This is a genomic window from Ruegeria sp. HKCCD7181, from assembly GCF_057221055.1.
The window spans coordinates 54,175-69,770 of the sequence record NZ_JBWVBC010000004.1 but is presented as its reverse complement, the minus strand read 5'-3'; the positions used below and the strand labels follow the sequence as shown (position 1 = coordinate 69,770).

General features: G+C 56.6%; 14 protein-coding genes. 4 read left to right on the top strand and 10 right to left on the bottom strand.

What is annotated here, in order from left to right; all coding sequences use genetic code 11:
- The first annotated feature begins 1 nt into the window (after position 1).
- The gene (locus AC2TCY_RS09535; RefSeq protein ID WP_480847064.1) at positions 2–667 is read left to right on the top strand and encodes a D-lyxose/D-mannose family sugar isomerase; all 666 of its coding nucleotides are present in this window, start codon (positions 2–4) and stop codon (positions 665–667) included.
- A 113-nt stretch (positions 668–780) separates the two neighbouring features.
- Here AC2TCY_RS09535 and AC2TCY_RS09530 read toward each other — a convergent pair whose 3' ends face one another.
- Positions 781–1,695, bottom strand: a complete 915-nt coding sequence (locus AC2TCY_RS09530) for a GlxA family transcriptional regulator (protein WP_480847062.1) — start codon at positions 1,693–1,695, stop codon at positions 781–783.
- 102 nt (positions 1,696–1,797) lie between these two features.
- Here AC2TCY_RS09530 and AC2TCY_RS09525 point away from each other — a divergent pair, with 102 nt between their 5' ends.
- The 3 genes from AC2TCY_RS09525 to AC2TCY_RS09515 all read left to right on the top strand — a co-directional run bounded on the left by AC2TCY_RS09525 (position 1,798) and on the right by AC2TCY_RS09515 (position 5,858).
- On the top strand, positions 1,798–2,958 hold the full coding sequence (locus tag AC2TCY_RS09525; RefSeq protein ID WP_480847061.1) for an acyl-CoA dehydrogenase family protein: 1,161 nt from the start codon (positions 1,798–1,800) through the stop codon (positions 2,956–2,958).
- 101 nt (positions 2,959–3,059) lie between these two features.
- Positions 3,060–5,075, top strand: a complete 2,016-nt coding sequence (locus tag AC2TCY_RS09520; protein ID WP_480847059.1) for an acetate--CoA ligase family protein — start codon at positions 3,060–3,062, stop codon at positions 5,073–5,075.
- A 3-nt stretch (positions 5,076–5,078) separates the two neighbouring features.
- Entirely contained in the window at positions 5,079–5,858 is a 780-nt protein-coding gene (locus AC2TCY_RS09515) for a carnitinyl-CoA dehydratase (RefSeq protein ID WP_480847058.1), read from the top strand.
- 36 nt (positions 5,859–5,894) lie between these two features.
- On the opposite strand, the gene AC2TCY_RS09510 is transcribed toward AC2TCY_RS09515, so the two are convergent.
- The 9 genes from AC2TCY_RS09510 to AC2TCY_RS09470 form a co-directional block, all read right to left on the bottom strand.
- Positions 5,895–6,707: an HpcH/HpaI aldolase/citrate lyase family protein gene (locus AC2TCY_RS09510; RefSeq protein WP_480847056.1), complete on the bottom strand. Its 813-nt coding sequence runs from the start codon at positions 6,705–6,707 to the stop codon at positions 5,895–5,897.
- Positions 6,701–7,537, bottom strand: coding sequence for an HTD2 family dehydratase (locus AC2TCY_RS09505; protein WP_480847055.1), 837 nt, complete (start codon positions 7,535–7,537; stop codon positions 6,701–6,703). Before AC2TCY_RS09505 ends, AC2TCY_RS09510 begins: the two co-directional genes overlap by 7 nt.
- 9 nt (positions 7,538–7,546) lie before the next feature.
- A complete protein-coding gene (locus AC2TCY_RS09500) occupies positions 7,547–8,659 on the bottom strand; it encodes a CaiB/BaiF CoA transferase family protein (protein WP_480847054.1) in 1,113 nt (370 codons plus the stop codon).
- Positions 8,659–9,819, bottom strand: coding sequence for an acyl-CoA dehydrogenase family protein (locus AC2TCY_RS09495; protein WP_480847052.1), 1,161 nt, complete (start codon positions 9,817–9,819; stop codon positions 8,659–8,661). The genes AC2TCY_RS09500 and AC2TCY_RS09495 overlap by 1 nt, the downstream gene beginning before the upstream one ends.
- A 140-nt stretch (positions 9,820–9,959) precedes the next feature.
- Entirely contained in the window at positions 9,960–10,898 is a 939-nt protein-coding gene (locus tag AC2TCY_RS09490; protein ID WP_480847051.1) for a LysR substrate-binding domain-containing protein, read from the bottom strand.
- Between the two features lie 267 nt (positions 10,899–11,165).
- Positions 11,166–12,254, bottom strand: coding sequence for a ferritin-like domain-containing protein (locus AC2TCY_RS09485; RefSeq protein ID WP_480847050.1), 1,089 nt, complete (start codon positions 12,252–12,254; stop codon positions 11,166–11,168).
- On the bottom strand, positions 12,251–14,155 hold the full coding sequence (locus AC2TCY_RS09480) for a GMC family oxidoreductase (RefSeq protein WP_480847048.1): 1,905 nt from the start codon (positions 14,153–14,155) through the stop codon (positions 12,251–12,253). The genes AC2TCY_RS09485 and AC2TCY_RS09480 overlap by 4 nt, the downstream gene beginning before the upstream one ends.
- Positions 14,152–14,628, bottom strand: a complete 477-nt coding sequence (locus AC2TCY_RS09475; RefSeq protein WP_480847046.1) for a hypothetical protein — start codon at positions 14,626–14,628, stop codon at positions 14,152–14,154. Before AC2TCY_RS09475 ends, AC2TCY_RS09480 begins: the two co-directional genes overlap by 4 nt.
- Positions 14,615–15,556: a hypothetical protein gene (locus tag AC2TCY_RS09470; RefSeq protein WP_480847045.1), complete on the bottom strand. Its 942-nt coding sequence runs from the start codon at positions 15,554–15,556 to the stop codon at positions 14,615–14,617. Before AC2TCY_RS09470 ends, AC2TCY_RS09475 begins: the two co-directional genes overlap by 14 nt.
- Positions 15,557–15,596 lie beyond the last annotated feature (40 nt).

The following is a 15,596-nucleotide window of genomic DNA, read 5'->3' as shown; positions in this document are numbered from 1 at the left end:
CATGAAACGTTCCGACATCAACCGCATCAAGACTGAGGCGCAGGCCTTCATCCATTCGTTTGGCGCTGTTCTTCCGCCCTTTGCCGACTGGTCACCTGACCAGATGCGCAGCGCTCAAGCCGCAGGTATCCGCGAACGCGGGCTGGGCTGGGATATTACGGATTACGGACAGGGCCGGTTCGATGAGCTGGGTCTGTTCCTGTTCACCCTGCGCAACGGCGACGTGAACGACCTGAGCCAAGGGCGCGGCATGCTATATGCGGAAAAGCTTCTGATCTCGCAGGAGAAGCAGCTGTCGCCGATGCATCGCCACATCCTCAAGGCCGAAGACATCATCAACCGGGGTGGCGGCGACCTGGTGATGGAAATCTATGCCTCGAACCCTGAAGGTGGCATTGACCGCGACACGCCGGTCGTGGTTCCCAGTGACGGTTGCCCCGTCACGATCCAACCCGGCGAGCATTTGCGATTGAAGCCGGGTCAAAGCGTTACCCTGATGCCCGGCATCTGGCATGCATTCTGGGCAGAACAAGGGGACTGCCTGATTGGCGAGGTCTCGACCGTCAATGACGACCGCACCGACAACGTGTTCGAAGACCCCATTCCGCGCTTTGCCACCATCGAGGAAGACACCGACCCCGATTTTCTGCTGGTCGCGGACTATTAGGATCAATTCGCTTCGACCGCTTTTGTGTTTCCTGAGCATCAGCGTCCAGAGCACTCAATCGCTGGCAAATTTGGCGAATTTACACTTTCAGCCCGCAAGAAATGCCACTTGGGTCATGCACCAATTCTGAAAGCGGTGGGAGTTTGTCCGAACTCAGCCCGAAACGCCCGCGTCATTGCGCTGGGGTTTTCATAGCCACAGCGACTGGAAATTTCGGCTACCGATTGCTCGGTCTCTGCAACAAGCTTGCGGGCGAGATTCAATCGTAGCCGCCGATATAGCGCACGTGGAGTTGTTCCTAGGTCAGTTTGAATGCAGGATTCTATTTTCTTTTGTGAACACCCCAACTGCCTAGCAATCTCCGGTATTTGCATCGGTGTTTCGAGCGTGTTCTGCATGATGGCCAGCACGCGGTTTACAAGCGAATGCTCGGACTTCATCGGAAGCGAGTAGGCTTGCGGCGTGCCCCGATTCATAAGCAGGTGCGCGACTTCCATGGACAACAGCGGCCCATGATCAGCACGGATCAAAGCATCGGCCAGCTCATAGGCGGCCATCGCACCCGGGCATGTCATCCGGTTTCCGTCGATCACATATCTTTCCTGAACCACGTCGACATTGGGAAAAGTCTCTTCAAATCGCGAAAGTTCGTCCCAATGAATGGTCGCACGGTGATTATCAAGCAGACCAGCGCGGGCCAATAGCCAACTGCCGGTATCCAGACCCGCCAGTTTTGCATGTCGTTTGGCAGCAGGCCTGAGCGCGCGCGTCAGTTGGGCGGTGTCCAGCCGAAGATACCCATAAGAGGGCATGACGACCAGCGCTTCGCCGCTTTCTTGCCCCAACGCGTCATGCGGCGAAACCTGTAAGCCGCTAGAGCTTTGAACGGGCTCTCCGTCAGGGGAATAGAATCGCCAGGCATAGAGCGGCTTACGGGATAGGGTGTTCGCCGCGCGTAAGGGCTCAACCATGTTGGCAAGGCAGAGGTTCGAGAACCCGTCAAACAGAAGAAAGTTGAATCTCTGCATCAAATTTATTCCAATTCTGCACGAACAGGCACCAATTTGGCATGCCGTTGCATAATGCACTGCGGTTTCATTCGTCAATCACCTATCAAAGGAACCCGCGCTATGAACTTTGGTTTGTCCGACGAACAGGAAATGATCGTTTCCACCGTCCGCAGCTTTGTGGAAAACGAAATCTACCCGCATGAAGCAGCCGTCGAACACTCGGGTCAGGTACCGCATGAGCTTGGCAATGAGATCAAGCAGAAGTGCATCGATCTGGGATTCTATGCCTGCAACTTCCCCGAAGAAGTCGGCGGTGCCGGACTGTCCCATCTCGATTTCACCCTTGTCGAGCGGGAACTGGGCCGCGGATCCATGGCGCTGACCCATTTCTTTGGTCGACCGCAAAATATCCTGATGGCCTGCAATGACGAGCAGCGCGAACGCTACCTGTTGCCAGCCGTGCGTGGGGAAAAGATGGATGCGCTGGCGATGACCGAACCGGATGCGGGCTCGGACGTGCGTGGCATGAAATGTCAGGCCGTACGCGACGGCGGTGATTGGGTCGTCAATGGCTCGAAACACTTCATCTCGGGCGCCGAGCACGCAGATTTCTTTATCGTCTTCATTGCCACCGGTGTCGATGAAACCCCGAAAGGCCCGAAGAAGCGGATAACCACCTTTCTGGTGGATCGGGGCACACCGGGCTTTGAAGTACGAGAAGGCTATAACTCTGTCAGCCACAAGGGATACAAGAACTATATCCTGTATTTCGACAACTGCCGCTTGCCGGACGCGCAGGTGCTGGGTGAGGTCGATGGCGGTTTCGCGGTGATGAACGAATGGCTCTACGCCACGCGTCTGACAGTAGCGGCCTTCTCGGTCGGCCGTGCGCGCCGGTGTTTTGACTACGCGCTGAACTACGCCGCCGAGCGTAAGCAATTCGGCCAACCCATCGGCAAGTTCCAGGGCGTAAGCTTCCAGATCGCGGACATGATCACTGAAATCGACGCAGCCGACTGGCTGACCCTGTCCGCTGCCTGGCGTCTGGATCAGAACCTGCCATCGAACCGCGAAATCGCGTCAGCCAAGCTATATGCGTCCGAGGCGCTGGCACGGGTCACGGATACAACGCTGCAAATCTTTGGTGGCATGGGACTTATGGATGACTTCCCGATCGAACGCTTCTGGCGCGACGCTCGTGTTGAACGGATTTGGGATGGCACCAGCGAAATCCAGCGCCACATCATCAGCCGCGATCTTTTGCGTCCCTTGGGTGCATAAGACCAATTCCCGGTGGTGAAGAACATTCAACGGGTCGCGCTCTCAGCCTGTTGAAACGATTCACCGCCGGGGCCTATCCAACGATACGATCAGGACTGTCGATGCACAAAGATCTTACCAGGCTGTTGCGCCCGAAAACCATTGCCGTCGTTGGTGGCGGCGCCTGGTGCCAACAGGTTATCCTGCAATCGGGACGCATGGGTTATGCGGGGCAAATCTGGCCGGTGCATCCCAAAGCCAAAGAAATCGCGGGCCACTCAGTCTACGGGCACCTCGAAGACCTGCCCGAGGCGCCGGACGCCGTTTTTGTCGGCATCAACCGTCACGCTACAATCGAAACCGTTGAGGTACTGTCGCGTATGGGCGCAGGCGGCGCGGTCTGTTTCGCCTCGGGCTTTTCGGAAGCGGTAGCTGAGGACGACACCGGTGGAGATCTACAGGATCGGTTGATCGCCGCCGCTGGTGACATGCCCATTCTGGGGCCCAACTGTTATGGGTTCATCAATGCACTGGACGGAGCGTTGCTATGGCCGGACCAACATGGCGCCACACCGGTCGACAAGGGCGTCGCGATCCTGACGCAGAGCTCGAACATCTCGATTAACCTGACCATGCAGAAACGCGCGTTGCCGATTGCCTATATGGTGACCTGCGGGAACATGGCGCAAACCAGCCAGGCGCAGATCGCGACTTCCCTGATTGACGATCCGCGTGTAACAGCGGTGGGCCTGCATATAGAGGGGTTCAAGGATATCCGCGAATGGGAGGCGCTGGCCGCAAAGGCGCACAAAAAGGATATCCCGCTGATCGCGCTCAAGGTTGGCGCATCCGAGCAGGCGCAGGCAGCAACCGTGTCTCACACAGCCTCGCTGGCCGGCAGCGATGCCGGGGCTCAGGCCCTGCTGAACCGTCTCGGCATTCCGCGCCTGTCTTCCCTGCCCGACTTCCTTGAGACGCTGAAATTGCTGCACTGCTACGGCCCGCTGCCGGGCGGCAACATCGCCTCGATTAGCTGTTCGGGGGGCGAGGCCAGCCTGATCGCAGATATGAGCGTTGGTACAGGTTTGACCTTCCCTCGTCTGTCTGAAGACAAACAAGCGAGATTGCGCGATGCACTTGGGCCGATGGTAGCGTTGAACAACCCATTGGATTACCACACTTATATCTGGCGCGACAAAGAAGCGATGGCACAGGCATGGTCAGGGATGACCGGAGATGACATTGATCTGACCTTCTCGATTGTCGACTACCCGACCACCGATGCGGCGGATTGGACATGCGCTTCACGTGCGGCACTAAAAGTTCGGGCCGAAACCGGTGCGCGCTTTGCCATTGCCGCAACGCTGCCGGAACTTCTGCCCGAAGATGTCGCGCAGGTTCTGATGGAGGGCGGCGTTGTCCCACTGATGGGCCTGCGGGAAGCACTGTCTGCCACACGCGCAGCGGGTCAAGTCGCTGAACCCGCGGCCGATCCCGTCTGCCTGCCGGGCAGCGCCGAAGCGACGCGGACCTTGAGCGAGGGAGAGGCCAAACAAACGCTGGCCGAATTCGGGTTGCGCATCCCGGGCAACCGAACGGTGCGCCGCGCAGCTGAGGCTCGTGCCGCTGCACAGGAACTTGAAGCACCATTTGCGGTGAAAGGCGTCGGGCTGGCGCATAAGTCCGAACATGCCGCTGTCCGCTTGGGCGTACAGGCCGCAGATGTGGCGGACGTGGCCGCAGATATCGGCACCGAAGAGATTTTGATCGAAGAGATGATCACCGGATCCGTGGTCGAGCTGTTGGTTGGCGTCGTGCGCGATCCTGCGCACGGGTTCGTCCTGACGCTGGGTGCGGGCGGCGTCCTGACCGAAGTACTGCGCGATACGGCATCTCTTTTGGTCCCCGGTACGCCGAATGACATCCGGGCAGCCCTGGGAAGCCTGAAAATCGCACCGTTGTTGGCAGGCTACCGTGGTCAGCCAGCGGCTGATATGGATGCAATTATCCGCGCAATTCAGGCCGTTCAGGCCTATGTCATGCAAAATGCCGACACGCTTGGCGAGGTCGAAATCAATCCGCTCCTTTGCACGCCGGACAAGGCCGTTGCAGTGGATGCCCTCATAAGAAAGGCCTGAGATATGGACCCGATCAAAACCCGCCGCGAAGGAGCGATCCTTGAGGTTACACTCGACCGGCCCAAAGCAAATGCTATTGACCTGGCCACCAGCCGGATCATGGGAGAGGTTTTTGCCGAATTTCGGGATGATCCGGAACTGCGTGTCGCTATCCTGACCGGCGCAGGTGAAAAATTCTTTTGCCCTGGCTGGGACTTGAAAGCAGCAGCCGACGGCGATGCTGTCGACGGAGATTATGGCGTTGGCGGCTTTGGCGGCCTGCAGGAACTTCGTGATATGAACAAGCCGGTTATCGCGGCAGTGAACGGCATCGCCTGCGGCGGCGGGCTGGAACTGGCCATCTCAGCTGACATGATCCTGGCTGCTGAACATGCGACCTTCGCCCTGCCTGAAATCCGCTCAGGCACTGTTGCCGATGCGGCCAGTGTCAAGCTTCCCAAGCGCATTCCCTACCACATCGCGATGGAACTGCTGCTGACCGGGCGCTGGTTTGACGCCGAAGAGGCCAACCGGTGGGGCCTGGTAAACGAGATTGTTGCTGCCGATCAACTAATGGACCGAGCGTGGGAGCTGGCCCGCCTGCTGGCTTCGGGCCCACCGCTGGTTTACGCGGCGATCAAGGAAGTCGTACGGGACGCGGAAGACAGTAAGTTCCAGGATGCATTGAACCGCATCACCAATCGCCAGTTGCGCACAGTCGACGTTCTATACGCCAGCGAGGACCAGTTGGAAGGTGCGCGTGCCTTTGCCGAAAAACGCGATCCGGTCTGGAAGGGAAAGTGATCTTCGGCGGAGGGAAAAAGGCTCAATGGCGGATCGTTAACCCCACTTTTCGAGAATGCGCCGTGCTTTCTCGACAATAGGCTTGTCAATCATGCGGCCATCCAATTGGAAGGCTGCGCCCTTTGCATCGGTTTCTGCATTCAAAACCCGTTTCGCCCAATCCAGCATGTCATCAGAAGGTGTAAATGCGGCTTGAATAGTCGAAATCTGCCTGGGATGTATGGCCATTTTTCCACCAAACCCAAGTCGGGACGCGTAGGCGCAGTCGCCTTCAAGAACGATTGTATCTGATAATTCAGTGCACACTCCGTCAATGGGCGCCGGCAATCCGGCAACCCGAGACCGTAAGACAATCTCTACCCTCGCCTGATACAATGCTTCCCTGCAAGGGCTGCAATTCAGATCAAGCGAGTAGTCCACCGAACCAAATGCGATCTGTGCGACGTTCGGAGCAGAGGAAATTTCTGGTAGCTTGACCAGGCCAACGGCTGTCTCGACCAGTGCAAGAACCGGGACGTCGTTTCCCAGCCTCCGCGCTACATGATGCAAGTCATCAGAGCTTTCAGTCTTGGGCAGCATGATACCGGCAATCGGAATGCTCTGCGCGGCGTTAAGATCCAGCTCCCACCATTCCGTGCCAATAGCGTTGACCCTCAAGTAGACCGGGACCTGAACACTCGATAGCGCTGCGCCCAGATTTTCCCGGGCGCTGCCCTTTTCCTGAGGTGGAACCGCGTCTTCAAGATCGACAATGATTGCATCGGCGCCGCTTGCAGCCGCCTTTGAAAAGCGTTCGGGTTTGTTGGCGGGTACAAAAAGCGGCGCGATCAGGGGAAAACTCTTCACCATGTGGCTTCTCCGGACATAGTTTCCACGCCGTTTTGTGCGACGACGGACAAAGCAAATGTGTCGGCGTCCGAACGCCGTAGCCCCAATTTCAGTGCCTGTGTGCCCGTTGCCGGGGCGACTCCGCGGTAGGAGAACGTCTTGGGCATTGCTCCGCGTGCGCTGGAGGCAAAATTCAACAGGAAAGTCGCCTGTAACGGGCCATGAATGACAAGATCAGGATAGAATTCAACGTCTCTGGCGTAGGGCAGATCATAGTGGATCCGGTGGGCGTTGAAGGTCAGCGCCGAGTAGCGGAACAGTCGCACCGTATCGACCGCGACGTCGACCTCCCGTTCAAAAACCTTGGTGCAGATTTCCGGGGTTGTGGGTCGCACAGGTCCGAAGGGCGCATCGCGATATACGATGTTCTGGTCTTCACGGATCGCCACGCCGCGTTCGGTCGCGTAGTCGTGGCGAACCGTGACAAAACACAAGCTGCCCGACTTGCCGTTTTTCCATTCAATCGACTTGATCCGTGATTTTTTGCAGACCTCATCACCCGATTGGAGTGGGTGGCGAAACTCAACACGACCACCGGCCCACATGCGCCGGGGCAACGGAACCGGTGGCAGGAACCCCCCTTTTGCGGGATGACCATCGGGGCCAAGTTCATCAGGACTTGCCGAGGATGGCGCAAGACACCAATGCACGCCCGCCGGCGCACCTTCAACTTTCGCCGTGGTTTCACCTAACGTGGCTTCAAAGCCAGCAATCAACCTTGGAGTGATGGCTTCTGGTTCCGCGGATTTTGTGCGCCCAAGCCATGGGGTGAAGTCCGTATTGCTCTCCATCGTCGGACCTCACCTAAACTCGTTTCGGATGGCGTTGGTCTGGTCCCCTAGCCCCGGCACAGGGCCCGCTTGAAAACCGTCGCCCCGCCCTGCTGGGCGCGGCATGGTCACAACCTGACCATCGGGCAAGGACACCGATGTACGACGCAATGCGGGATGATCGCCCAGATCGTTGAGTTCCGTGTATCGCCCATAGGCGACCCCGGCTTTTTCCAGTCGCTCGACAGCGTGATCTACCGAAAGCCGCGCAAATTCCGGTTCGAGCTCGTCGTCCAGCAAGACGCGATTTGCAACACGCTCGGCATTGCTTTGAAATTCCGGTCGGTCCAGCAGGTCCGGGCGCTGAACGACCCCCTCGCAGAGGCGCGACCATTCGGCGTTGTTCTGAATCGCCACGATCAGTGTTCCGTCAGCGCAGCGGAAAGGCCGATAAGGGTAGATCGAGGCATGCGACAGACCATATCGCCCGGTCACTTTACCAGTGTGCTCAAAGTGAAGCAGCGGAACGGACATCCAGTCGGCAATTCCGTCGAACATGGATATCTCGATATGTTCGCCGTGCCCAGTGTTGCTCCGCTTCAAGAGGGCCTCCAATACGGCGGCATGAGCATTCATACCGGTGGCAATATCGGCAGCTGATACACCGATCTTGGACGGAGTGTCCGGAGTTCCGGTGACAGCGCACAGCCCGCTTTCGGCCTGCACCAGCATGTCATAGGCGCGCATGCCAGCGTAAGGCGTGTCCCGCCCGTAACCCTGGATCGACACGGAAATCAGTTGCGGAAAATCACGCTTCAAGGCGTCTGGAGACAACCCCATCCGGTCCATAGCACCGGGGACCAGGTTCTGCACGAACACATCCGCCTGTAGAAGTATCGCGCGTAACACTTCTAAGTCATTCGTATCCTTTAGGTTTAAGACGGCGCTTTCCTTACCACGATTGAGCCAGGCAAAATAGGCCGACGTCCCCTTGACGGCCTTATCGTAATTTCGCGCTGTCTCCCCCACCTCTCGCTCGATCTTGATCACCCGGGCCCCGGCATCTGCGAGGCGCACGGTGCACATCGGCGCGGCCACCGCCTGTTCGATGGCCACGACCAGAATGCCGTCCAACGCACCCATCAAAACGACCTCGGCATGCCCAGCACGTGCTCGGCAACGTAAGACAGGATCAGGTTGGTCGAGATCGGCGCGACTTGGTACAGCCGCGTTTCTCGGAATTTGCGTTCGATGTCATATTCATTGGCGAAACCGAACCCACCATGGAACTGAATGCAGGCGTTGGCCGCCTCCCACGAGGCTTTGGCCGCGAGGTATTTGGCCATGTTGGCCTCGGCCCCACAGGGCGCGCCAGCATCGTACAAAGAGCACGCCTTGTAACGCATAAGATTGGCCGCTTCGACTTCGATGAAGGCTTCGGCAATCGGGAATTGCACACCTTGGTTCTGCCCGATCGGCCGCCCAAATACAGTGCGCTCGCTCACATAGTCGGTAACTTTGTCAGTAAACCAATAGCCGTCACCGATGCACTCTGCGGCGATCAAAGTCCGCTCGGCATTGAGACCGGTCAGGATGTACTTAAATCCTTTGCCCTCCTCGCCGATCAGGTTTTCCTCGGGTATTTCGAGGTTGTCGAAAAACAACTCGTTGGTTTCGTGATTGACCATGTTGGCAATAGGCTTGACCTGCATGCCGTTTTTCATCGCCTCTTTGATATCGACGAGGAAGATCGACATGCCTTCCGATTTCTTTGTCACCTCGGAAAGCGGCGTGGTGCGGGCCAGAAGGATCATCAAGTCGGAATGCTGGACGCGAGAGATCCAAACTTTCTGCCCGTTGATAACGTAGCGGTCGCCTTTTTTCACGGCGGTGGTCTTGATCTTGGTGGTATCGGTGCCCGTGGTCGGTTCTGTGACGCCCATGGATTGCAGCCGCAACTTGCCTTCGGCGATCAACGGCAGGTATTTCTGCCGCTGTTCTTCAGACCCGTGCCGCACCAGCGTGTTCATATTGTACATCTGGCCGTGACAGGCACCGGAGTTCCCACCTGCGCGATTGATCTCTTCCATGATTACGCTGGCTTCGGTCAGGCCAAGGCCCGAACCGCCGTATTCCTCGGGGATCAGAGCAGCCATCCAGCCTTCACGGGTCAAGGCGTCGACAAATTCTTCCGGATAGGCGCGGTCTTCGTCGATCTTGCGATGATATTCAGCGGGGAACTGGGCACAAAGAGCGCGTACGCCATCGCGTATGTCAGAATAGGTTTCAGTCTGGGCGGACATGGGCAGGCTCCAATAGTATCTGTCTTCCTGCTGTTACCTGCCGTCGTGCGATAAAACAAAGATAAGGTTTTGCTATCAGCTATATGAAAATTCGATAGCTGGTCTATGGCGCCAAAATTCGATCTCAGCGAGGCTGGAACCTAGCTTTCCGTCAGCATTCTGCCTGACCAGATTTCGCGTTCGACAAGATCGCGCGTGGTATCGACCAGCACCTTCCCGGCAAATTTCGCCAGCCGGGTCGTCGGACGGTCGGACGGGAAAGACATCATCAAGCGACGCATCGGAGCGGGTGAAACCAAAGGCGCATGGGCCAATTGTCCACGCGTGATCTCTTCGTGAATCGGTGCAAGTGGCAGAATGGTATAGCCATGACCGGATTTCACGAGATTCTTCAGCGTCGAATAACTGTCCGCTTCAACGCCAACATTCAATGTCACCCCCGCGCCAGACGCACAATCATCGACGATCTTGCGCAGCCCGTGATCGCTACTTGGCAGCAACAGCCTTTTGTCTTCCAGGGCCTTAAATCTTACCGGATCTTCCCGCCACAAACCTGAGTCCGGTGATCCAATCAGGTGCAGTTCTTCTTCAAGAAGCGCATCGGAACGCAAAGATCGTGACGGCCGGGTTTCATACAGGATTGCAACATCAACTTGCCCCCTGTGCAACCAATCAAGAAGATACCCAGAGTAGGCGCTGGCAATGCGCAAAGTAGCCTCTGGATGCCGCTCCTGAAAAGCGGAGACCAGCGGGACGGACAGAATGTCGGCAACAGTGGGAGACATACCGATCGACACATGTCCCCTTAATGGCGCACCCTCGTCAGCGACTGAGGCTCGAATTTCTTCCATCTCGTTCATGATACGCTGAGCGTGGCGCAGCACTTCCTGCCCAGCCACAGTGACGACCATCCCCCGGCCATGGCGGTCGAACAAGCAAACACCAAGCTCCTCTTCCAATAAGCGCACCTGACGGCTGAGCGCTGGTTGGGCAATACGCAACCTGTCGGCGGCCTTCGAGAGGCTTCCAAGTTCGGCAACGTGAATAATTGTTCGAAGCTGAGTTACATCCATTTCCATACAATATCGCTATACATCAGCGGGAAAAAGAGGTCGTGCTATCGCGGATTTGGAACAGAGTGCCAGCTGGGTCCGTCGATAGATGAACCCAGCATTCTGTTTTGCGGCGTCAATCAGGCACTTCTGCCGGACTATCTCATTAGGGATCGGGCAAACAAAGCCCGCATCATCGTACTGATTACCGTGATGCAGGCTGTATTCGCCCCGCCCTGATCGAAGATGATTTCGGGTCAGACCATCAATTTCAAAAGCACTTGCAACTTCGTTTCAGCCCTTTCCATTTCCCCGATAGGTCCAGGTCGGTCCGGCGGTTTCGCCAGACCCGTCCGGCAAGGGTATCCGCATCAACTTTTGCGCCAGAGACTTGATGTCGTACATAGCCGGAACCAAAGCACGCAATGCGGCCTTGTCTTTGTTGAACGCAATTTGCAGGCCATCCAGCAGACCGGACCAAGCATCATTGAAGTCCGCAGATATCGCGGCGATTTCGGGCGCATTCTTGAAATCCCTCTCGGTCGGATCGTCACGCATTGGAGAAACGGCGCTCCAGTCGACGATCAGATCACCACCGGTCGGCGGGCCGTCGACGCTATCGTCAGGGTGATAGTACCGGCTGTGCAGGATTTCGTTGAATTTGAAATAGTGCGCAATATCTTCGTGACCTTCAGGTCCGGGAATGATGTCTCCGTCTCCGGCCCTGTGTCCCAGATCAGCACCCTCCCCTTCCTCCATGATTTCCTTGATCGCTTTCAACGCGGCTTTGCGGCGCTTCGCCGGTGTACCGCTCACCTCGATCACCTCGCCTCCGGCGCCAAAATAGTCGGCATTTGTGATTTGCCGCTGGTCATCACCGACAAAAATCGCGCCGTCGCCAAAGGTATCACACGCCTTTTGCAACTGTTCCCGGATGTATATGTAGAACCCTCCGATCGTGTGATAGTCCCCCCGTTTGGCAGGGCTGGTGTCTTTCGGTGCGGTTTCGATCCGTCGAAAGCTTTTTACCTGCTCCGGGGTGAACCTTCGTAGATGTACAGTCGGACCACGCCCGCCCAGCAGCGCCGCGGGGTAACGTGGCAATAGCTTGGGGTTGTTCAGTTCCGGTTTGCCTCCGATGGCGTTCAAGACATTTGCCACCAGCACCATGTGCAACATTTCCTCGACCATGACTTGACGGATCACTTCGATGGGCTCGGCATTCACAATGGTAGGCTCGGATCGGTCGTATTGACCTTGCTCCAGTATGGAATAACACGCTGTGGCATAAGGCGGGATTGTGGAGAGTTCCAACATCAATGCATCCTGAAGCAAACCACACAACCGTTTCCGCACCGCGGACAGTTTTTCATTCGAAGTCATGTCGCGCTCCTCTTCCGAACGGCAGCCTTGATGGCCCTGGCGGCCCTATATGCCAATGCTGACAATGTTAGAGTCGGGTTCGACGTCGCAATCGTTGGCATGGACCCAGCTCCGACCAGCCAAAGGTTGTCATGGTCCCAGGTTTGCATCACATCGTTGGTCACCGAATTGTGCCTGTCCGTGCCAATCCGGTGGGTGCCAACCAGATGGCCCGCACCGAATACCGTGTATCCACGACCGTCATAGGTGAAATACCCGGCATCAGACGGCTCGTAAGCCGAATTATTGCGGATACCCAACCGTTGAAAAATCTGCCCGCATGTGTCGTATGCCGCCGCTAATCCGGCACGCGAGTAATCGTCTATGTCATAACTGATCACCGGGCGATATTCGCCCATCGGCGTACGATAGGCCGGATCAATCGTCACGCGGTTTGTCGCACGTGGCAGTTGTTCGACCAGGGTCCCGATACGTACTTGCCGCTGAACGTCGTGATACAGTTTGTCTCGCAGAGCTTTGCCATAAAGATTCTCTTGTTCCACCAGACGCGCCACATCCGAGTTCGGCGCCCCCGTGGCAAAATTCCAGCCCCAGTTGCCAATCTCCAGCCTGAATGCGGCCGTCCGGTCGCGGAAAACCCCATCCCGGAAATTTGCGTAGCTGGATGTCGAGCCCGGCCCGCGAAACGGGCCGACGGGTTCGGGTGCCGCGCCCCACGTCATCATATAAGGGTGATCCATCAGGTTGCGTCCCAATTCGCCACTGGTTCGGCAAATCTCGGACGCCAGCGCCAGCGTCACATTCTCGACTGCGCCACCTGCAAGAACATATTGTTTGCCCTTGGCCCTGCGCAAATCGTACTGTGCGACACCTGGAAACGGGTATTTCTTGTAGACAATGCCCGATACGCGTCCGTTTTCACCCAGTTCGACCTTCGACGCTACGGCCTGCGTGATCGTCGTCATAAGATGCTTGCCGGTATGTTTGGCGTCCTCCAGCGTCTTCATCGCATTGTATTTTGCCTGAATCGGGCAGATCGGAATACAGCTTGAATTGCCCTCGCATCGCTGGCCCATATACGCAAATGGCCCCGTTGCGCCACGCGGGCGGAACTGACGCCTCGTCTCCCCTCCGACTGGGATCCCTTTGGCAATTTTAGGCTTGCGCGGGGTCGAATTCCGGCCCTGTGGCGTGCGTGAAACCTTTAGCTTGACGGTATTCCTTGCATCCTCGCCAATCTCGATCGGCATTCCATCCGCGCGGGCAAAAAAGTTGTCCACATAAGATGAAGGGACCGAGTGCATTGGAAAATCATAGCCCTTGGCGAAGTATCCTTTTTCGTCATGTGGGCCAGAGGTTCGAATTCCCAGCGCTTTAGGCGTCTGTTCTTCAGCGTCGGCGGAAACCCCGATCTCCCATTCGGCTTTTTCATAATCGGATCGAATTTCCTGATATCCAAACGGCCAATCGACCCCTTTGCCAAAACGGCTCTGCATTTCGAAATCCGCCGGCATCATTCGCAGACTTGTACCCAGCCAATGCAACGACGTACCGCCATAAGCACGCAGATAATTGCTGCCAAACGGCAGGGGACCTCGTTGGACAAAATACCCGTTAGTGTCGGGTTCGGTGCCCCGGACCGCCGTGATGTCCAGAACAGACGGCGATGGCAAAGTGGGCAAGTCCGGATAGGGTGAATTCGGCGTCTTCACCAAGGACAGGTAATACTGATCCAGATAAGATCGGTAGGTTTCCCAAGATTTGCCGTGATCTGCACCTGCCTCAAGGATCAGAACGGAATGACCTGCTGAAACAAGCTCTTTCGCCAAAATTCCGCCGGCAAATCCTGCGCCGACGATCACGACATCATAGGTGACGTCGTCGTCTGATATCGCATTCATTGATCCACCCCCCGTTTCGCCGGAGGTTCAAGACTCCACGCCCCAAAACCCTGTTGTTTTGCACCCATTGGGTGGGCACCGATGGCGTCCCAGACCAACCCTTCCTTGTATGCGCGCGTCGAGATGATCTTGACCACGTCAAACCGCGAGGCCCCGTAACTCTCGCGCCATTCCTGCGAAAGCGGAACCCACTGCCCAATATACCAAAGCTGAATAAGCGAGCGGGCAACCGGGCCAAGACATCTGTCGGATAGGTATATCTTGCGGATAACCCCATCATCATCATTCTGACCAAGCGCCTGAGCATGGGACAGAAACTGGTTCAGTATTTCTGCGGGCAGCACCTGTCGGAACTGATGCCAGTATTCCCCTGCGCAGCCTGTGCCCTGCAACTCGGCGCTGTCATATCCTGTCAACACAGCGCTGATGGTCAAAAAGGCCTGATAATCGGGCGATTGATCATGCGTGGTCATGGCGATCTCCATCGATGGCGTCCACGTAGAACCCGCGCGGCTCGAAACAGGCTGGCGGGCTTTCGAAGACCTGCACCGCGACGGGTGTCATGTCGGTAAACAACCTGCGCATGTCACGCGTCATCGGAAAATCGTTGTCACCAATCCTCAGTTCAAAGGTCTTGGCAACGCGTTTGCCGTCCTTGTTGGTCAGCATCGCGGTTTCGAACAGGCCCGAGATTGTCCATCTGGTCCAGACGGTCCGGCCAAGGCCTGTAGCAAATTCCGGTATTGGGGTGCAGTTTGTCGTCGTCCACTGATGGCCCATCAATTTGCCTAAATCGGCTTTCAGGTCGTAGACCATTGTCTGGGGATCATCGGGGTTCACCAACTGTATCCACCATTTTTTCGGGGAAATTGGCGGATTGCCTTTCATTTGGGCATTCAGCGAGGGAACTTTGTAATTGAACTGCCCCAGAAATTTGGGTTCGCCAAAAGCCTCGCGACCAGCCTTAACTGCCATGGCATTGTCTGCGGCGACGTGAACCCGCAAATGACCTATCGTTTTGGTCTGATCCCGACCGTGCAGGTACTCGGTCAGGGTCATTTTGGGCACACCGGGCACTCGGTTCGAGGGGTAGGCCAGCAGATTGAATTCTACCTCGTTCACAGTGCCCAGCGAATTGTCGTAATGCGCGGTGTAGCGTTGAAAATTCAACAGTATTACGGCCTTGTTCTCGCCGTTTTCATCGGGAAATTCGGCAACACACAGACCTGTACCCTTAACGAAGGGTTTGGCCGCTTCGACGGATGTGTACCAGTACATCCATTGGCATTGCAGTGAGGCGTAATAGAAAGGGAATGTATCGAACTGCTTAGGCAGTTTTGGCATCACACCGGTGACATCAGTCTGATGGCAACGGTCACCTTTTGATTTTTTCTTTGTCATAATGGTTGTGGCCTCCCCACACGCGTTGAATATGTTGATT

Bases quoted from the DNA above. Each gene is read 5' to 3' on its own strand.
- AC2TCY_RS09535 (WP_480847064.1), top strand. From the start codon at position 2: ATGAAACGTTCCGACATCAACCGCATCAAGACTGAGGCGCAGGCCTTC.
- AC2TCY_RS09530 (WP_480847062.1), bottom strand. From the start codon at position 1,695: ATGCAGAGATTCAACTTTCTTCTGTTTGACGGGTTCTCGAACCTCTGC.
- AC2TCY_RS09525 (WP_480847061.1), top strand. From the start codon at position 1,798: ATGAACTTTGGTTTGTCCGACGAACAGGAAATGATCGTTTCCACCGTC.
- AC2TCY_RS09520 (WP_480847059.1), top strand. From the start codon at position 3,060: ATGCACAAAGATCTTACCAGGCTGTTGCGCCCGAAAACCATTGCCGTC.
- AC2TCY_RS09515 (WP_480847058.1), top strand. From the start codon at position 5,079: ATGGACCCGATCAAAACCCGCCGCGAAGGAGCGATCCTTGAGGTTACA.
- AC2TCY_RS09510 (WP_480847056.1), bottom strand. From the start codon at position 6,707: ATGGTGAAGAGTTTTCCCCTGATCGCGCCGCTTTTTGTACCCGCCAAC.
- AC2TCY_RS09505 (WP_480847055.1), bottom strand. From the start codon at position 7,537: ATGGAGAGCAATACGGACTTCACCCCATGGCTTGGGCGCACAAAATCC.
- AC2TCY_RS09500 (WP_480847054.1), bottom strand. From the start codon at position 8,659: ATGGGTGCGTTGGACGGCATTCTGGTCGTGGCCATCGAACAGGCGGTG.
- AC2TCY_RS09495 (WP_480847052.1), bottom strand. From the start codon at position 9,819: ATGTCCGCCCAGACTGAAACCTATTCTGACATACGCGATGGCGTACGC.
- AC2TCY_RS09490 (WP_480847051.1), bottom strand. From the start codon at position 10,898: ATGGAAATGGATGTAACTCAGCTTCGAACAATTATTCACGTTGCCGAA.
- AC2TCY_RS09485 (WP_480847050.1), bottom strand. From the start codon at position 12,254: ATGACTTCGAATGAAAAACTGTCCGCGGTGCGGAAACGGTTGTGTGGT.
- AC2TCY_RS09480 (WP_480847048.1), bottom strand. From the start codon at position 14,155: ATGAATGCGATATCAGACGACGACGTCACCTATGATGTCGTGATCGTC.
- AC2TCY_RS09475 (WP_480847046.1), bottom strand. From the start codon at position 14,628: ATGACCACGCATGATCAATCGCCCGATTATCAGGCCTTTTTGACCATC.
- AC2TCY_RS09470 (WP_480847045.1), bottom strand. From the start codon at position 15,556: ATGACAAAGAAAAAATCAAAAGGTGACCGTTGCCATCAGACTGATGTC.